This is a genomic window from Parabacteroides johnsonii DSM 18315, from assembly GCF_025151045.1.
In the GTDB taxonomy this organism is placed as follows: domain Bacteria; phylum Bacteroidota; class Bacteroidia; order Bacteroidales; family Tannerellaceae; genus Parabacteroides; species Parabacteroides johnsonii.
On record NZ_CP102285.1, the window covers coordinates 2,107,096 to 2,124,519 of the forward strand.

12 protein-coding genes are annotated in these 17,424 nt (G+C 45.2%); 5 read left to right on the top strand and 7 right to left on the bottom strand.

The window, feature by feature from the left end:
- Positions 1-72 precede the first annotated feature (72 nt).
- Positions 73-2,340: an outer membrane beta-barrel family protein gene (locus NQ564_RS08630; protein ID WP_129650021.1), complete on the bottom strand. Its 2,268-nt coding sequence runs from the start codon at positions 2,338-2,340 to the stop codon at positions 73-75.
- 211 nt (positions 2,341-2,551) lie between these two features.
- Between NQ564_RS08630 and NQ564_RS08635 the strand changes: the two genes are divergently transcribed.
- The 3 genes from NQ564_RS08635 to NQ564_RS08645 all read left to right on the top strand — a co-directional run bounded on the left by NQ564_RS08635 (position 2,552) and on the right by NQ564_RS08645 (position 5,410).
- Positions 2,552-3,469 (top strand): EamA family transporter, encoded by a 918-nt coding sequence (locus NQ564_RS08635; protein WP_008150182.1) that lies wholly within the window; start codon positions 2,552-2,554, stop codon positions 3,467-3,469.
- Positions 3,470-3,511: 42 nt separating this feature from the next.
- Positions 3,512-4,276 carry a peroxide stress protein YaaA gene (gene yaaA / locus NQ564_RS08640; protein WP_008150184.1) on the top strand — a complete coding sequence of 255 codons (765 nt, stop codon included), beginning with the start codon at positions 3,512-3,514 and terminating at the stop codon, positions 4,274-4,276.
- 78 nt (positions 4,277-4,354) lie between these two features.
- The gene (locus NQ564_RS08645; RefSeq protein WP_129650023.1) at positions 4,355-5,410 is read left to right on the top strand and encodes a 6-bladed beta-propeller; all 1,056 of its coding nucleotides are present in this window, start codon (positions 4,355-4,357) and stop codon (positions 5,408-5,410) included.
- A gap of 40 nt (positions 5,411-5,450) precedes the next feature.
- Here the strand turns inward: NQ564_RS08645 and NQ564_RS08650 are convergent, their stop codons facing one another.
- The 3 genes from NQ564_RS08650 to pheT form a co-directional block, all read right to left on the bottom strand.
- Positions 5,451-6,206, bottom strand: coding sequence for a hypothetical protein (locus NQ564_RS08650; protein WP_008155511.1), 756 nt, complete (start codon positions 6,204-6,206; stop codon positions 5,451-5,453).
- A gap of 145 nt (positions 6,207-6,351) precedes the next feature.
- Positions 6,352-7,086, bottom strand: a complete 735-nt coding sequence (locus NQ564_RS08655) for a YebC/PmpR family DNA-binding transcriptional regulator (RefSeq protein WP_008150188.1) — start codon at positions 7,084-7,086, stop codon at positions 6,352-6,354.
- A 46-nt stretch (positions 7,087-7,132) separates the two neighbouring features.
- Positions 7,133-9,595: a phenylalanine--tRNA ligase subunit beta gene (pheT, locus tag NQ564_RS08660; RefSeq protein ID WP_008150190.1), complete on the bottom strand. Its 2,463-nt coding sequence runs from the start codon at positions 9,593-9,595 to the stop codon at positions 7,133-7,135.
- Between the two features lie 244 nt (positions 9,596-9,839).
- Here pheT and trmD point away from each other — a divergent pair, with 244 nt between their 5' ends.
- Positions 9,840-10,514, top strand: coding sequence for a tRNA (guanosine(37)-N1)-methyltransferase TrmD (trmD, locus tag NQ564_RS08665; protein ID WP_008155499.1), 675 nt, complete (start codon positions 9,840-9,842; stop codon positions 10,512-10,514).
- A 6-nt stretch (positions 10,515-10,520) separates the two neighbouring features.
- On the opposite strand, the gene NQ564_RS08670 is transcribed toward trmD, so the two are convergent.
- Positions 10,521-11,399 (bottom strand): DUF5032 domain-containing protein, encoded by an 879-nt coding sequence (locus NQ564_RS08670; RefSeq protein WP_008150194.1) that lies wholly within the window; start codon positions 11,397-11,399, stop codon positions 10,521-10,523.
- 205 nt (positions 11,400-11,604) lie between these two features.
- On the opposite strand from NQ564_RS08670, the gene xyl3A reads away from it, so the two are divergent.
- Positions 11,605-14,211: a xylan 1,4-beta-xylosidase gene (xyl3A, locus tag NQ564_RS08675; protein ID WP_008150196.1), complete on the top strand. Its 2,607-nt coding sequence runs from the start codon at positions 11,605-11,607 to the stop codon at positions 14,209-14,211.
- A 75-nt stretch (positions 14,212-14,286) separates the two neighbouring features.
- Here the strand turns inward: xyl3A and NQ564_RS08680 are convergent, their stop codons facing one another.
- Together NQ564_RS08680 and NQ564_RS08685 are read right to left on the bottom strand one after the other, a co-directional pair.
- On the bottom strand, positions 14,287-15,261 hold the full coding sequence (locus NQ564_RS08680) for a type I phosphomannose isomerase catalytic subunit (RefSeq protein WP_008155494.1): 975 nt from the start codon (positions 15,259-15,261) through the stop codon (positions 14,287-14,289).
- Between the two features lie 114 nt (positions 15,262-15,375).
- Positions 15,376-17,385 carry an alpha amylase C-terminal domain-containing protein gene (locus tag NQ564_RS08685; RefSeq protein WP_008150201.1) on the bottom strand — a complete coding sequence of 670 codons (2,010 nt, stop codon included), beginning with the start codon at positions 17,383-17,385 and terminating at the stop codon, positions 15,376-15,378.
- Positions 17,386-17,424 lie beyond the last annotated feature (39 nt).

Consider the following 17,424-nt stretch of genomic DNA (forward strand, 5'->3'; position numbering starts at 1 on the left):
CCAGTATGCTATCCATAAAGACGGAGGCAAGTACATTTGGCATACAGCCCCAAAAGAAAAACAGGCCCCATTCTAATGTCCGAACCTTGAGGTATCGACTTTTCTGACTTCTTTCTTCTTATATCCACCGAAACGGTAACTGAAATGTAAGGTGAAAGCACGTGAATAGAAACCATTGTTCATATCCAAATGCTGCCCTTTAAAACGGACTTTCAAGTCAGGCATACCGGAGTTGAAAAGATCACTGCAACGGGCTGACAGACTTATCCTATCGTTAGCAAAATTCCATTTCAATCCGGCAGTAAGATTATAGACCGCTTCAATATCGAAAGTTCCCTGAATCATCGGGGTTTGCAGGCTTCCTATCAATTCGAAAGCCAGATTTTTATTGACTTTAAACGTGTTATCCAGTGAACCGTTGAACATCCATTTTCTCCGGTTAAACGGGATATCGAAAAAGTCGTCACAACGCTGGTGAACCTGCATACCGACCAAAGTTAGCCGTGAATCCAGCCAATTTCCGGCTTTAAAGGGCAGGATGATGTTTGCCCCCCACATCTGCATATAGTTCCAGTTCGTATTCTTATAGATTAATGCTAAACGGTCGGTTGATTGATAGCCCGTCTGAACAAAAAAGTCAGATGTATGCATGAAGAACAGGCCGAAAATATACTTTTGTTTCCATATATAATTGCCATTCAAATTATAGGTTGTCGACGGCTTCAATCCTGGTGTTCCCCAAAGCTCGGTATATCCGTTCAGATGACTGACGGAAGACTGCATATCCCAATAACCCGGATAAGTCTTATCCGTTGATAACGAAAGCTGGAATAAATGTTTGGGAGATTTTACATACGTCAGGGATGCTTGTGGATAAACCGCCCACTTACGATAACTGCCAATGGTATAATATTCACCTGTAGCAGAGACAGAAACCGACGTACCGGTCGCATAATTCCTACTCAGGGAGACATAGAAGTTGGCAGTTTGCTCGCGAAGCCGGGAATCTGTATTTTCGGTCGGAATATCACCTGTAACCTTATCATAGGTCTGAAAATCACGATCTTTCGCAAATCGATAAGATATACCATAGCCTAAATTCCATTCTTTAGCCAAATGACGCTTCCGGTCGGCATAAATAGAATACCGGTCTATCTTTTGACCACCGATTATAGAGAAACTGCTCTGACCGCCATCCGCATAGTCCGCAAGCAACGTCTGGTTATTATCGGACGTATAATGCGTGTAATCTCCACCGACATCAAATCCGACTCCGGAATGATATTGCAAAGTGACATTGTGCATACGGGTCTCAACATATTTGTCTACATTGCTTGCCTGGTAATTGCCGGAAGTCAAGCTATTACTATACTGGTCAGGAGTGAAACTGCCGGTATAAGCGATATTGAGATGGTCCTTATCATTCAGATTATACTCGAATGCAGTCCTAAGATTGTGGTTCCAATACTTCATCCGCAATTGCTCGTTTTGCCTGATATCATATACTTGATTTTTCAATGTATGCTTAGAATAGAGATTCATATATTCCATCTTTTTTACATCATTGGCTCCATACATGACATCAAAAGCCATTTTAGGCGTCGATAAGCGAAAATTGCCGTTCGCTCCACCACTATTGAAATATTGGTTTGTATAATCGGCATTGACTTCTCCCTGGAAAGAATAATCATTCGAGCGTTTCAGGACAACATTAATCACAGCTCCTCTTACATGATATTCGGGAGGTGCACTGTACATGACTTCCGCCTTCTCCACCCGGTCTAACGGAGTGTTGCGCAAAAGCGTCTCGAGTTGTCCGGTGTCCATTGTGGTCGGCTTTCCATTCAAGATCACAGTCAAGTTTCCCGTACCAGCTAAAGTAAGTGCGCCTTTACTCTCCGTGACACCGGGGAGTTTAGTCAGAGCCTCGTAGGCATTGTTCACCACTCCGTCGCCGGCAAGAACAGACAGATCATACCCCAAACGCCCTTCTTCCACCTTCACAAAAGGACGCTCCGCTTTTATCACGACTTCCTCCAAAACATAGTCTTGCGGATCAAGTCGAATGAGACCGACATCTTTCCCCTTTCCTATGATTTCCTTGGTCTTGTACAAGAGATGTTGTATGATCAAGCGGTATTCTTCCGGCAGGCTATCCAGCACAAAAGTTCCGTCTACATTTGAGATAGAGGCGTTTATATAAGTAGAATCTATTGCCTGCAAAACGATAGTTGCACCATCTACCGGTCGGTTTTTATTGTCCGTAACCTTTCCTGTTATATTCTGTGCCTGCAAGGAAGCAACAAAGAATAATAGTAAAATACCGATTCCGACTTTCATATAATATAAAGTTTGTATTAATTTCCACTCTCCCTAAACAAGGGTTTTCATCATGCACCCGGACACAATTATCTGTCCATCATTTTCTAATACGCCGTAAACATACAAAATTAATCGAAAAGAATAGCAAAGCATGAATCCCATTTCGTTAGAAAAGGTTCGGAAAGATTTGCTACTTTTGTCCCCTCATTTCAATAGACAGTGAATTTACATGAAGGTAAAAGGATTTTTGTACGGACTTATCGCATCCGCCACATTCGGATTGATTCCTCTTTTTTCCATTCCCGCACTTGAAAACGGCGTAGGTTTGGATTCGTTGCTGTTTTACCGTTTTTCTTTAGCTTCCGTACTGGTTGCCGTACTGATGTGGATGAAAAAGATTCCGTTCGATATACAGAAAGATGAATTCGGGATCGCTTTTATCTTAGGTACGCTCTATGCCATCACGGCGCTTTGGCTGACGGAGGCTTATCTTTATATTCCGAGCGGGGTAGCGACAACCATCCATTTCCTTTATCCGGTGGTAGTCAGCCTGATCATGTTTGTATTTTATAAGGACAAGCTGACAATGCCGATATTGCTGGCAATGGCGATGGCGGTAAGCGGTGTCTATATGTTGAGTGGAGGAAATACGCCGGGAGGTTCTATCAATATGAAAGGATTGATGTTGGTATTGGCTACGGTAGTTGCCTATGCAACCTACATCGTAGGCATGAACCGAAGCCGGATTGCCAGGCTCGACAGCTTGAAAGCCACTTTCTATATCCTGCTTTCCGGAGCGATTGTCTTTCTGATAAATCTGGCGATAAAAGGAGATTTGCCCGACCCGATGCCGAATCTGGACACAACGATAGACGTGTTGATGGTTGCTTTCCTCCCGACGCTGGTATCCGACCTTACGCTCATACTGGCCATTCGTTATATAGGTTCGACAACGACCGCGATCTTGGGATGTATGGAGCCACTTACCGCCGTATGTATGGGTGTCCTTTTCTTAGGAGAGCATCTACAACCGATGCAGATCGGCGGAATAGTAGTAGTGCTATCGGCAGTCTGCATCGTGATATCAGGCAGTTATATCAGAAAATGGATGCGGGATATCCGGCTTTTATTTATGCACCGGATATAAACGACGAGATATTCACATAATAAAAACAATATATTCGTAAATATGCATATCATCTTATCTCCAGCTAAGACAATGGCTGGAACATCCAAAATAAAAGCGCCTGCAGGCACAACGCCCCGATTCAACCGGGAAGCAATCGAGATCGCATTGCACATGGCTCAATATCCCGCCGAAGAATTAGGCAGGATACTAAAGCTCAGTCCCAAACTGATGCTGGAAAGTTACCGCCGTTTTCAGAATTTCCATTCTACGGAAGAAGAACCGCTACAAGCTCTGTTAGCTTATACGGGTGTCGTATTCAAGAATATCAATCCCAAAGATTTTACAGAAGCGGACTTCCGCTTTGCCCAGGATCACCTGCGGCTCATTTCCATTTGTTATGGACTCCTTCGTCCGTTAGACCTGATCAAACCTTACCGGATGGAATATGATGTGAAACTGCCTGAATTAGGAGAAGGGAATATGTATGCTTACTGGCGTACCCGCCAAACAGAACCGCTTATTGAAGAAGTGAAAGCCGACGACAACCTGCTGGTCAACTTAGGGAGCATGGACCTACAACCCTCATTCGACTGGAAAATGGTAGAACAATCTGTCCGTGTAATAACACCGGATTTTAAAGTCTGGAAAAACGGGAAAGCCGAAACAATCGTAATCTATGCCAAGATGGCGCGTGGACAAATAACCCGTTACATCATTAAAAACCGGATTACCGATCCGGAAGCCTTAAAAGGTTTTACTTGGGAAGGGTTTCGGTACAGGGAAGATATCTCCTCCGAAAGCAACTGGGTTTTCTTGCAAGATTAAGAAACCCTTGCAATAAACCGACAGTATCGTCCGTTTATACAAATAAATGGTTGGATATTTTTTTTAATTAGAAATGAAATGAGAAAAACCTTTAATCTTTTATTCATATGTCTGATAGCCTTATACGGCCGGATCGGATATCAAGTGATCCATAATACCGATTTGCCTCAATGCCAACTGGAAGGAAGCCTGTCCGATGTCGCCGAAGAGGTGATCGCCATTCCTTTGGAAACCAACGGACATTGTTCCTTGAAAAAGATCAAAATGATCAAGCGCGACCGTGAAGACATCTTCCTTGTCAGCGACCGCAGGCTTTATCATTTCAACAGCTCCGGACAATTTCTCGGACAAATAACGGCATATCGGCCAGGAACAAAGCAGCCTGTCGAACTGGCCGATTATGCAGTCGATCCCGTCCGCGACCGGCTGATCGTGATCGGCACCGGACAGGAAGTATATTATTATGATTACAACGGGCAACTCCTTTTCCAAAGTATCCTTCCTCAAGATGCTTCATGGAAAACTTTCGGCCACATGGCTTATTATGACAACCACCTGTGGGCGACAATCGACTTGGTCAATTCAGAAAACAAACAAGCTCCGACAGTAGAACAATGGCTCTATAAATTTGATCTCGGTTTCAATGAAGTCGAGAAACGCAAACTGGATGTAGCCGATTTGGGAAGAATGGATATCAATTACAAGACAGGTTCCGAAATAGCCGTCAAGGACGGACACGTTTATGTACAGGCTCCCTCCTTACAGCCGGCCCATATCCTGAACGACACGCTCTATCTCATCAATTGCAACCAGTTGGCTATCACGGAGAATTATGCAAAAATTCTTCCTTTACAGATTGGGACACGTTTTTTAGTCTCAACACACTACGATCCTACCCTGCCGGAACGTAGCTATACATTTTGTTACGATCAACGAGAGACAAAGGCCTATAACGTGCTGGGAGGACTGGAAGACAATTTCTACAAGACAGGCAAAATTCCCGAACTTCAATCTATAGACCTTCAGAGCAACACCTATTGTTATTATAAAAGTGGCAAAGAGCTCGCCACCTCTTTTCCCGACCGGACAGACGAAGACAATCCTGTACTATTCATAGTAAAAATGAAAGCCTGACTCCACAGCCAGGCTTTCATTCAAATATATTTACGAACGATTAGAAAATCCGTCCACAAAGACGTATCTTCATAACCGGATAAACAGTCAGTTTATCCATAACTTTCGAAAACGTATCGTCCGGATCGACCTCATCCAGCAAATCATTGACATTACCATAGTCCGTATAAACTTCCGGTTTGCCATGAAATTGGACTCCCAGTTCGAACATCACGCCAAGCCGTTTCTTCGGTACGGCACGACCGAACCCCAGTCCTACATACGGACGAAAATTCGAAACTTTCAAGCCACCTGACACATTGCCATTTTCATCTACCGGAATCGTATAATCACCGATAACGACACCAGCCTTACCAGCTTCGGCTACCAGTTCCTTCAATTCATCACTATGTCCGTTAATCTTTAACAGAGTTCCTCCGCCAAAGTAAGCACCGGCAGTCAAAAAGAAAGCACCTTTTTTAAACGGATAATAATTCACAAGCAATTCACCGGAGACCCGCTTGATACTTCCTTCCATATCGATCGTAGAGGGAACATTCACACCTTCTATTGCTTCCACATCGACATCCACATCCGTATTCATACTGAAATTCGGCATAATAGAAAAACCACCACGCAAATCAAAATGAGAAGTGATAGGAGTTGCCACATTCACGTCAATACCAGTCGTACCGACGCCCACACCTACTGCTAAAGAATTAAACACTCCCAATTCTTTTTGGGCCATAACATCACTCACAACCACGCCTGACAAGGCCAACGAAATAACACAAAGTAGAGTTCTAAAACCTTTCATAACCACTAAAAAATGTATTTGTATTGAAATAAAGTACGGCAAAGAAAAGAAGAATTTTTGACATAAAGGCTGATATAGAATAAAAAAAGAGAGTGCAGGATGATAACCTTGCACTCTCTTTTTTTATTCTATAACAATTACGGACTTATTCTTCGCCATCGCCTCCATCTTCCTTCATATTATGGAACACATTCTGAACGTCGTCGTCTTCTTCCAGCTTTTCAATCAATTTTTCGATTGCTTCACGCTGTTCGGCTGTCACTTCTTTCAAGTCGTTTGGAATACGGACAAATTCGCTACTTGTAATCTCGAATCCGTTTTCTTCGAGATATTTCTGGATAGCGGAGTTCTGTGCAAACTCACCGTAGATTACGACTTCATCTTCATCCTCATCCAGTTCATCTACACCGTAATCAATCAATTCCAGTTCCAGATCTTCCAGCGAGATGTCTTCTTTTTTAGCAATATGGAATACACACTTATGATCGAACAGGAATTCGAGACTACCGCTCGTACCAAGCGAACCGCCATGTTTGTTGAAATAGCTACGAACGTTTGCCACTGTACGGGTCGTATTGTCGGTTGCCGTTTCTACGAAAATAGCGATGCCGTGAGGTCCGTAACCTTCGTAAGTCATTTCCTTATAACCAGAGAAATCTTTTTCAACCGCACGCTTGATAGCACGTTCCACATTCTCCTTCGGCATGTTCTCTTTCTTGGCGTTCTGCATCAATGCACGCAGATGAGGGTTGTTCTCAGGATCCGGCCCACCGGCTTTTGCGGCTATCGTAATTTCTTTACCTAACTTTGTAAATACACGGGCCATATTGCCCCAACGCTTAAACTTTCTCGCTTTGCGAAACTCAAACGCTCTTCCCATGATGTATGATCTTTATTTTTTAATTTTTAATTCTTTAATTCTTCATTTATCTCAACTGTGCACCTAACTTCTGTTCCAGGTTCGTCTGGATCTTTTTCATGATAGCATCAATCTGCTTATCATTCAAAGTCTTTCCTTCATCCTGCAAATAGAAGCTGACAGCATATGACTTCTTTCCTGCCGGCAGATTCTTACCTTCGTACACATCAAACAAAGCAATGTTCTTCAGGAGTTTACGTTCACTTTCCGTTGCAATCTTCTCTATTTCGGCAAATTGAACATTCTTATCCAACAACAAGGCAAGGTCTCGTTTCACTGCCGGGAACTTGGAAATTTCAGAGAAAGTAACCTTGCTCTTCTTGATTTCCTTCATCAACAATGTCCAGGAAAGTTCTGCATAATAGACGTCCGTTTCAATATCCAGTTCCTTGCAGATCTTCGGGCTGACGATCCCCATCGTACCTAACTGACGACCGGAGGAAGTCGTAATACTCAAACCTGCCGAATAGATATCGTTAGCCAGATTACCGAAAATGACCTTCTGCAAGTTCACACCGAGACGAACCAAAATATTTTCCACATACGCCTTCAACTCGTAAACGGAAGACTTTTCATTCGGATGTGCCCAGTTGTTATCCACGCGGCTACCGCTCACCCACAAGCCCAAACGATAATCTTCCGAGAATTCGGCCAACGTTTCGCCTTCCTTCTTATGGTCGATATTGTAATCGTAGCAGTTTCCGAATTCGAAGAAACGGATATTGCCATTTTTACGTTTCGCATTATGTTCGACGCTTTCCAAGCCACCAAACAACAACGTCTGGCGCATGCAATTCAGATCAGCACTCAACGGATTCATCAACATCACACAGTGAGAAACCGGGTAAGTGGAAAGATTGTCATAATAAGCCGAGCGTGTCAGCGAGTTATTCAGAATTTCGTTGAAACCGCAACCGCAAAGTTGTTCGGAAATCAGGTTCTGTAATTTATAACTGCGATCGGTCGGAGTCTGATAGCTCAGATTGGACTTCACATTATCACTGAACTCCACGTTATTATACCCGTAAATACGAAGAATATCTTCGATCACGTCGACATCACGCTGTACATCGATACGATATACAGGCACATCGATCACCCAACCTTCGGCTGTTTCGGAAACGATCTTCATTTCCAGACTTTCCAGAATGCTCTTAACCGTTTCAACCGGGATCACCTTGCCAATCAACGTATTAACCTTGTTATAAGCCAATTCCACACGATACGGTGCTACCGGAGCCGGATAGATATCCTGAATGGCGCCCGTAATCGTTCCGCCTGCCACTTCCTGAATCAACAGGGCGGCACGTTTCATCACATCGACCGTCTGATTCGGGTCCAGGCCGCGTTCATAGCGGAAAGAAGCATCCGTATTCAGACCGAAGCGACGGGCTGTCTTACGGATCCAGGTAGGATGGAAAGTGGCAGATTCCAGGAATACATTCTTGGTATGTTCCGTCACGCCGGAATCGAGTCCACCGAATACACCGGCGATACACATCGGCTCTTCCACATTGCAAATCATCAGGTCGCGGTCGGTCAACGTGCGTTCCACACCATCGAGCGTAACGAACTTGGAACCTTCCTTCGCCGAGCGCACCACGACTTTATTACCTTTAACCTTATCGGCATCAAAAGAGTGCAAAGGCTGTCCTACACCATGCAGAATATAATTCGTGACATCCACCACGTTATTAATCGGACGCAGACCGATCACCTTCAAACGATTCTGCAACCATTCCGGGCTTTCCTTCACAGTCACACCTTTGATCGTGATGCCTGAATAGCGCAGGCAGGCTTCCGTATTTTCAACGACTACTTCGATAGCCGGAGTTTCATCATCAATCTTGAAAGCATCCACATTCGGACGTTTCAGGTTGGCAGGTTTACCGTTCTGTTTCAGGTAAGCGGCCAAGTCGCGGGCTACACCGAAATGGGAAGTGGCATCCACGCGGTTCGGTGTGATATCGACTTCCAGCACATAGTCGCTCTTTACATTATAATATTCTTTGGCCGGAGTACCGACTACCGCGTCGGCCGGTAGAACGATGATACCTGCATGATCCGTCCCTATACCGATTTCATCTTCAGCACAGATCATACCGTTCGATTCAACGCCACGGATTTTGGAGCGCTTGATCGTAAAGCACTCGTCACCATCATACAATTTAGTACCGTTTACAGCAACAACCACTTTCTGTCCGGCAGCCACATTCGGTGCGCCACAAACAATCTGCAAAGGCTCCGCACCGCCGACATTCACGGTTGTAATGTGCAAATGATCGGAATTCGGGTGTTCTTCGCAAGTAAGAACTTCACCGATGACAAGTCCTTCCAATCCGCCTTTAATGGTTTGAACTTCTTCTACTCCGCCGGTTTCCAAACCGATGGAGGTCAGTGCTGCTGCTACTTCATCAGGCTGTAAATCAAAATCAAGATAATCTTTCAGCCAATTGTAAGATATATTCATCGCTTTAAAATTTATTCAGTAAAGAGACGGGGCCGTCCGGCCTACGCCAAATTGACGGACAAAAGTACAAATAATTATTTAAATATGATAGTTCCAAGAAGTTTCTTAAGGCGAAACCTTCGTTTCATGCAAGGGAAAACTTAGTTCCATGCTCATGGAGCTAAAATTTCATGCCCATGGAACTTTATTTTGCAGACTATCGGAAATCTCCTACATTTGCACCATAAATCTGAAATAAAATATGATGCGCATAGATATACTGACCGTACTTCCCGAGATGATCGAAGGAATGGTGAACTGCTCCATTGTGAAACGGGCACAAGACAAAGGTTTGGCTGAAATACATTTGCATAACCTGCGGGATTACACGACCAACAAATGGCGGCGTGTGGATGATTATCCTTTCGGGGGTGAAGCCGGCATGGTGATGCAGATCGAGCCCATCGACCGAGCCATCTCGGCTTTGAAAAGCGAAAGGGAATATGATGAAGTTATTTACACATCGCCGGATGGGGAGACCTTCAACCAGCCGATGGCAAACAGCATGTCGATGCTGAACAATCTGATTATCCTTTGCGGGCATTACAAAGGAATCGACTACCGCATCCGCGAACATCTGATAACAAAGGAAATATCCGTCGGCGATTATGTCCTGACAGGAGGTGAGCTGGCTGCCGCCATCATCACAGATGCCGTCGTACGCCTCATTCCCGGAGCAATCGGCGACGAGCAAAGCGCCCTCTCCGACTCGTTCCAGGATAATTTGTTGGCTCCTCCGGTCTATACCCGGCCAGCCGATTATAATGGATGGAAAGTCCCTGAAGTCCTCCTATCCGGACATCAACGCAAGATTGAGGAGTGGCGCCTCGCGCAAGCTCAAGAAAGAACTGCCCGGCTACGCCCCGATTTATTGAAGTAGAGCTCTCTACTTCTGTTCTGCCACGAAATTATAGACAAACGCATATTCATACGTGTTGTTTTCCGCAGTAACACCATTCACAGGATTGATTTTTTCTTCAATCGTCATGCCTGTGATATAATCACCGGTCAATGTATAGCGGAATGTATATTCGGCACAGATATCCGTAGCAGCAGAGACATTATACCAATAGGCGCGGGTCGGCAGATTCTGATTCATCTTCCCATACAGCAGGTTCAACGGAGAGATCATATCAAAGCCGACCGGCCGGAATGAATTGACAACCCGGAACGGGAAGTTTTCCGGACGCAATTGAGAGTCATATTCGTATGTAATCTCTTGTTGTGGCAGGTAAGCGTAATGCACCACGTTTCCATTTTCCCATGAATAGCGATCTACCTCACCCATCTCTCTTGTCTGATAACCCGAACCGTTCTCATTCGGCCATTGGATAACCTGCGAAACCGACTTCAGCCAATTAGAGCTATAGGTGTACCTGTTTTCTACAGCAGTGTACACAGCATTGCTCATATACTTGTTTTCGGATTTTTCTTCCTTGGCCGCAATCATATTTCCGCTCAACGTGTAAACCGTATGAACAAACGGATTAGTCGGAGAACCGTCAACCATCTTCACCCCGCTTACGGAAATCGTCTTGTCTACAATAATATAATTATCGGTAAACTGGTTTCCTTCCGTAGTCAATATAATCCGATTGATTTGCTTGTCCTGATCGTAAGTGATATCCGCGTTAAAAAAAGCATTTCCGTTTTTCGTACATGTTACACTCGTCAGTTTATTCAACTCGGGAATATACGGCTTATCATCATCTCCACAAGACACAAGTCCCACCGCTACCAAAAGCATACTTAAAAACTTCTTCATCTCTTTTTCTTTTTATTATTCGATCTTACAAAAATAGGACATTTGCTAAAATAACGGACGAAGTAACCTATTTTAAGTAATTCTACTTGAAGAAATGCAAGTAAACCATTAGTTTTGCAACACAATTTATCACAATAAATATCTAATAACAAACATCTTACAATAAGATAAAACGTAAATCATACAATATCTAAAATTTAATAACATGAGAATGAAACATCTGACGGTGGCAGCATTGACATTATTGCTGTCTGTTTCTTGTAGTCAAAGACAAGAAGATTATCCGTTCCGCAACCCCGATCTCCCTATCGACGAACGTATAGACGACCTCTTGAAGCGTCTGACTGCGGAAGAGAAGGTCGGACAAATGATGAATACGACTCCGGCAATCGAACGTCTCGGAATTCCCCAATACGATTGGTGGAACGAAGCCTTGCACGGTGTCGCACGTGCCGGAAAAGCGACCGTTTTCCCACAAGCAATCGCGATGGCGGCTACTTTTGATGACGACGCACTGTATGAGACATTCACGATGGTAAGCGACGAAGCCCGCGCCAAATACCATCAGTATCAAAAGGATAAAGAATACGACCGCTACAAAGGCTTGACCTTCTGGACCCCGAATATCAATATCTTCCGTGATCCCCGTTGGGGACGTGGCATGGAAACCTATGGAGAAGATCCGTACCTGACAGAACGGATGGGCGTTGCCGTAGTGAAAGGCTTGCAGGGAGACGATCCCAAATACTTCAAGACACATGCTTGCGCCAAGCATTATGCAGTCCATAGCGGGCCGGAATGGAACCGTCACGAATTCGATGTAACGGTGACACCTCGTGATCTATGGCAAACCTACCTGCCGGCTTTTGAAGCCTTAGTGAAAGAAGGGAATGTACAGGAAGTCATGTGCGCCTACAACCGCTATCAAGGCAAGCCCTGCTGTAGCAGCGACAAACTGCTCATCGACATCCTCCGGAACAGTTGGGGATATGAAAACATCATCCTCTCCGACTGCGGTGCGATCAATGACTTCTGGGAACGGGACGAACGCACGCCTCGCCACGAAACACATCCCGATGCGGAAAGTGCCTCTGCCGATGCCGTCCTGAACGGCACAGACCTGGAATGCGGCAACAGCTACCGAGCTTTGGTCAAAGCTCTGAAGGACGGAAAGATATCCGAAAACGATCTGGATGTGTCCCTCCGCCGACTGCTGAAAGGGCGTTTTGAATTAGGCATGTTCGATCCGGACGAACAGGTTCCTTATGCACAAATCCCGTACAATGTGGTGGAAAGCCCCGAACATGTGGCCCAAGCACTCGAAATGGCGCATAAGAGTATGGTGTTGCTGAAGAACAAGAACAACACACTGCCGCTGAGTAAAACGATCCGGAAAATTGCGGTTGTCGGTCCGAACGCTGCCGACTCGACCATGCTTTGGGCGAACTACAATGGCTTCCCAACACATACCGTAACAATATTGGAAGGTATCCGCAACAAAGTACCCGATACAGAAGTCATCTACGAATTGGGATGTAATCATGCCGCCGACTTCGTAATCCAAGACTTGGGCAGCCACATCACCTCCTCTGCCGGACAGGGATTCGCTTCCGAATTTTTCAACAATACGGAATTCAAGGGAGAAGCGGCTTACAAAGGTTTAGCAAGCCAGTTGCATTATACGACAGGTGGAAACACGCAGTTCGCACCGAATGTAAACCTGATAAACTTCACAGCACGTTTCACCGGCGAGTTTGAAGCGCCTGAGACGGAACAGGTCGAGATCAAGTTGTCAGGAAACGACGCCTTCCGTCTCTTTATCGGAGATGAAAAAGTAGCCGAAGTATGGGAAAACGAATACGGAGCGGAAAAGACGTATATGCTGAATGCAGAAAAGGGAAAGAAATATCCTGTCAAGATCGAATATATGCAACGCATGGGCAGCGCCGACCTCAATTTCCAGATCGGTACGCGTCGGCCTGTCGATTATGCCGCTACAGCCGCCAAAGTCAAAGATGCGGATGTGATTGTCTATGTCGGAGGTATTTCTCCCCGCCTGGAAGGTGAAGAAATGCCGGTCAACGTGGAAGGTTTCAAAAAAGGAGACCGCACCAATATCGAACTGCCGAAAGTACAGCAAGAAATGGTAAAAGCACTGAAGGCGACAGGCAAGCCGGTTGTTTATGTGCTTTGTACGGGTAGTGCTCTGGCTTTGAACTGGGAAGAGGCCAACATCGACGCCATTCTGAATGCCTGGTATGGCGGACAGGAAGCCGGAACAGCAGTTGCCGACATCCTGTTTGGCGACTATAACCCGTCAGGCCGCCTGCCGGTCACATTCTATAAATCGATCGACCAGTTGCCGGACTTCGAAGATTACAGCATGAAAGGCCGTACCTATCGTTATATGACCGAAACGCCGCTTTATCCGTTCGGATATGGCTTGAGCTACACGAACTTTGCCTATCGGAATGCGAAGCTGTCTTCTGGCAAGATTGCCAAAGACCAATCTGTTACACTGACGTTCGACATTGCCAACACCGGCAAAATGGATGGTGACGAAGTCGCCCAAATCTACATCAAAAATCCGAACGATCCGGAAGGACCGATCAAGGCGCTGAAGGCCTTCTTGCGTGTACACGTAAAAGCTGGCGACAGTCAGGAAGTCAACATCGAACTGGCTCCCGAAACATTCCACTCCTTTAACGACAATACACAAACGATGGAAGTCCGCCCCGGAAAATACCAGATACTTTACGGCGGTTCATCCGACGATAAAGCCTTACAGAGATTAGAGTTGACAATCGAATAAAAACAAATGCCGCAGGCCTCCGGATGATCCGGAAAACCTGCGGCATTTTATCAAGGAGATTTTGACACACCGCCTTTATCCAATATACGTCTCCATGAACTTGGCACCCGGAACCGGTGAAATCGTCACGACATCCGTATCAGCCGGAATCAGGACTGTTTGTCCCTGGTGAATATAAATTTCATTGCCTTTATTATCACGGATAGAAGCTTTACCTTCCATACAAATATAAACGACGAAAGAATCCAGCTCAGAGAAATCACGAACCATGATCGTATCGACATCCAGCAAATTCGTTGTAAAATACTTGCAGGCGGCAAGTTCTACGGTCGCATTCGTATGCGCCTTGTAATGGGTGCGGTAGTCCGGATACAAAGTATAGTCGATCGCATCCTTTGCCAGTTCGGTATGCAATTCGCGCCCTTTTCCGTCCGGTCCCTTACGGTCATAATCATATATACGATAGGTGATATTGCTTGTCTGCTGAATTTCAGCGATGAAGCAACCGGCCCCAATTGCATGTACACGACCTGCAGGCAAGAAGAAAACATCGCCCGGATTCACTTCGTAACGCTGTAGCACGTCCATGATCGTATTGTCCTCGACACGTTTCACATATTCATCCGCATCGATCTGCTTTGAAAAACCAGAATACAAACCGGCACCTTTGGTTGCGTTGATCACATACCACATTTCTGTCTTGCCGAAAGAATTATGACGCTTCTTAGCCAATTCGTCATCCGGATGAACCTGGATAGACAAATCATCGCGTGCATCAATAAACTTGATCAATAAAGGAAATGTGGAACCGAACTGTTCGACCACCTTTTCCCCCAACAGTTGTTTGCCATATGTACGGATCAGTTCATCCAGCGTTTTACCTTCGAGTGCACCATTATCCACAACGGAATAATTCCCCTCAACATGTGAAAGTTCCCAACTTTCGCCGATACCTTCCTGTACCGGAGTGATCCCCTTAAACGGGCAGATGTCAGAGCCTCCCCAGATAATACTCTTAAGGATAGGCTTAAATGTCATTGGATATAACATGAGTAATTTATGATTGATGATTTATGATTTGTCGGATTCGTCAGATTTATGATTTATGATTTATGATTTGTGGTCAACGCATAAATCATAAATCATAAATCATAAATTTAAAACTCATTTCATTTTCCTCAATACGACGGCGCTACGTGCCGGAATGTATAATTTGAGCCATTCTTTCTTCTCTTTTTTATATAACGGGTCAAACTGTGTGAAATGGTGAATGGAGTCATCCGCGAGCCCGAAACCTCCGAAACGGGTGGCATCGGTATTCAGCAGCACTTCATATTCTCCCTTCGGCACAAGGAAGCCGTAATCGGTAAACGATTTTGTCGGACTGAAATTGAATACGAATACCAGATTTTTCCGCATATAAGCCAAAATCTGATCTCCATCGTTATCCCAGACTTTCTGTATCGGAGTGGACTGGAAGTTCTTCACGCTACGGATCATCTCCAACATTTCACGATCGAAATCGCCCAAGAAATGATATTTCAAATCCATATTATCGACCAAATCCCATTGGCGGCGTGCATACTTATGCGACCAGCCATTTCCTTCGCGCGGAAAATCGATCCATTCCGGATGGCCGAATTCATTTCCCATAAAGTTCAGATAGCCTCCGTTGATGGTGGAGGCCGTAACCAGACGGATCATTTTATGCAAAGCCACACCGCGTTCCACCATAAAATTATGATCGTCTTTCTGCATATGCCAATACATATCGGCATCGATCAGGCGGAAAATGATCGTCTTGTCACCCACCAACGCCTGGTCATGACTTTCCGCATAGCTGATTGTCTTTTCGTCGGCACGGCGGTTCGTTGTCTCCCACCAAATAGAAGAAGGATGCCAGTCTTCGTCTTTCTTTTCCTTGATCGTCTTGATCCAGTAATCGGGAATATTCATTGCCATACGATAGTCGAAACCATAACCTCCATCTTCATATTTAGCAGCCAAACCGGGCATCCCGCTGACTTCTTCGGCAATCGTAATCGCATTCTTATTGACTTCGTGGATCAATTTATTAGCCAACGTCAGATACGCAATGGCATCACCATCCTGATGGCCGTTAAAATAATCACTGTAATTGCAGAATGCCTCGCCCAACCCGTGACTGTAATAAAGCATCGAGGTCACGCCATCGAAACGGAAACCGTCGAACTTATATTCGTCCAGCCAGAACTTGCAGTTCGACAACAGAAAATGAAGCACTTCATTCTTCCCATAGTCGAAACAGAGAGAGTCCCAAGCCGGATGCTCGCGACGAGCACCGCCCAGGAAATATTGCGTGTAAGACCCATCGAAACGTCCGAGTCCTTCTACTTCGTTCTTGACAGCATGGCTATGTACGATATCCATAATTACGGCGATCCCCATGCCATGAGCCTCGTCTATCAACTGTTTCAGCTCTTCCGGCGTTCCAAAACGGGAAGATGCGGCAAAGAAGCTGCTGACATGATAACCGAACGAGCCGTAATAAGGATGTTCCTGAATAGCCATGATCTGAATGGCATTATATCCTTCCTTCGCAATACGAGGTAAGACCATACGGCGGAATTCGTCGTAACTGCCGACTTTTTCTTCATTCGAAGCCATACCGATATGGCATTCATAAATCAACAAAGGAGAGACATTAGGCTTAAACCGCTTATGCTTGAATACATAAGGTTTCTCCGGATTCCATACTTGCGCGCTGAAAATTTTGGTATTTTCATCCTGAACGACGCGCCGTATCCATGCAGGAATACGTTCCCCGCTGCCTCCTTCCCATTCGACCAGAAGTTTGAACAGGTCTTCATGATGCAGCAAATCTTCTGCAAGCGTGATCTCCCAAACGCCATTGCCCAACCGTTGCAGCTTGTACCGGTCGTCTTTCTTCCATCCGTTGAAAGTTCCGATCAGGTATATAGCGGTGGCATTGGGTGCCCACTCACGAAAAACCCATCCACTCTTTGTTTTATGCAATCCGAAGTAAAGATACCCGGAAGCCATTTCCGACAACGTCTGTCTGCCGTTACCGGTCAAGCTCTTTTCTTTGTTTACCACATATTGGTATCGTCCTTCGATCGCCTCCTTATAGGGGGCCAGCCAAGGGTCATTCTTTATTAGATTTAGCGACTCCATGATTTTTTGAGATTGGTTTCGCACAAAGATAGAAGAAAA

Coding starts and splice junctions, on each gene's coding strand:
- NQ564_RS08630 (WP_129650021.1), bottom strand. CDS start 2,340: ATGAAAGTCGGAATCGGTATTTTACTATTATTCTTTGTTGCTTCCTTG.
- NQ564_RS08635 (WP_008150182.1), top strand. CDS start 2,552: ATGAAGGTAAAAGGATTTTTGTACGGACTTATCGCATCCGCCACATTC.
- yaaA (WP_008150184.1), top strand. CDS start 3,512: ATGCATATCATCTTATCTCCAGCTAAGACAATGGCTGGAACATCCAAA.
- NQ564_RS08645 (WP_129650023.1), top strand. CDS start 4,355: ATGAGAAAAACCTTTAATCTTTTATTCATATGTCTGATAGCCTTATAC.
- NQ564_RS08650 (WP_008155511.1), bottom strand. CDS start 6,206: ATGAAAGGTTTTAGAACTCTACTTTGTGTTATTTCGTTGGCCTTGTCA.
- NQ564_RS08655 (WP_008150188.1), bottom strand. CDS start 7,086: ATGGGAAGAGCGTTTGAGTTTCGCAAAGCGAGAAAGTTTAAGCGTTGG.
- pheT (WP_008150190.1), bottom strand. CDS start 9,595: ATGAATATATCTTACAATTGGCTGAAAGATTATCTTGATTTTGATTTA.
- trmD (WP_008155499.1), top strand. CDS start 9,840: ATGCGCATAGATATACTGACCGTACTTCCCGAGATGATCGAAGGAATG.
- NQ564_RS08670 (WP_008150194.1), bottom strand. CDS start 11,399: ATGAAGAAGTTTTTAAGTATGCTTTTGGTAGCGGTGGGACTTGTGTCT.
- xyl3A (WP_008150196.1), top strand. CDS start 11,605: ATGAGAATGAAACATCTGACGGTGGCAGCATTGACATTATTGCTGTCT.
- NQ564_RS08680 (WP_008155494.1), bottom strand. CDS start 15,261: ATGTTATATCCAATGACATTTAAGCCTATCCTTAAGAGTATTATCTGG.
- NQ564_RS08685 (WP_008150201.1), bottom strand. CDS start 17,385: ATGGAGTCGCTAAATCTAATAAAGAATGACCCTTGGCTGGCCCCCTAT.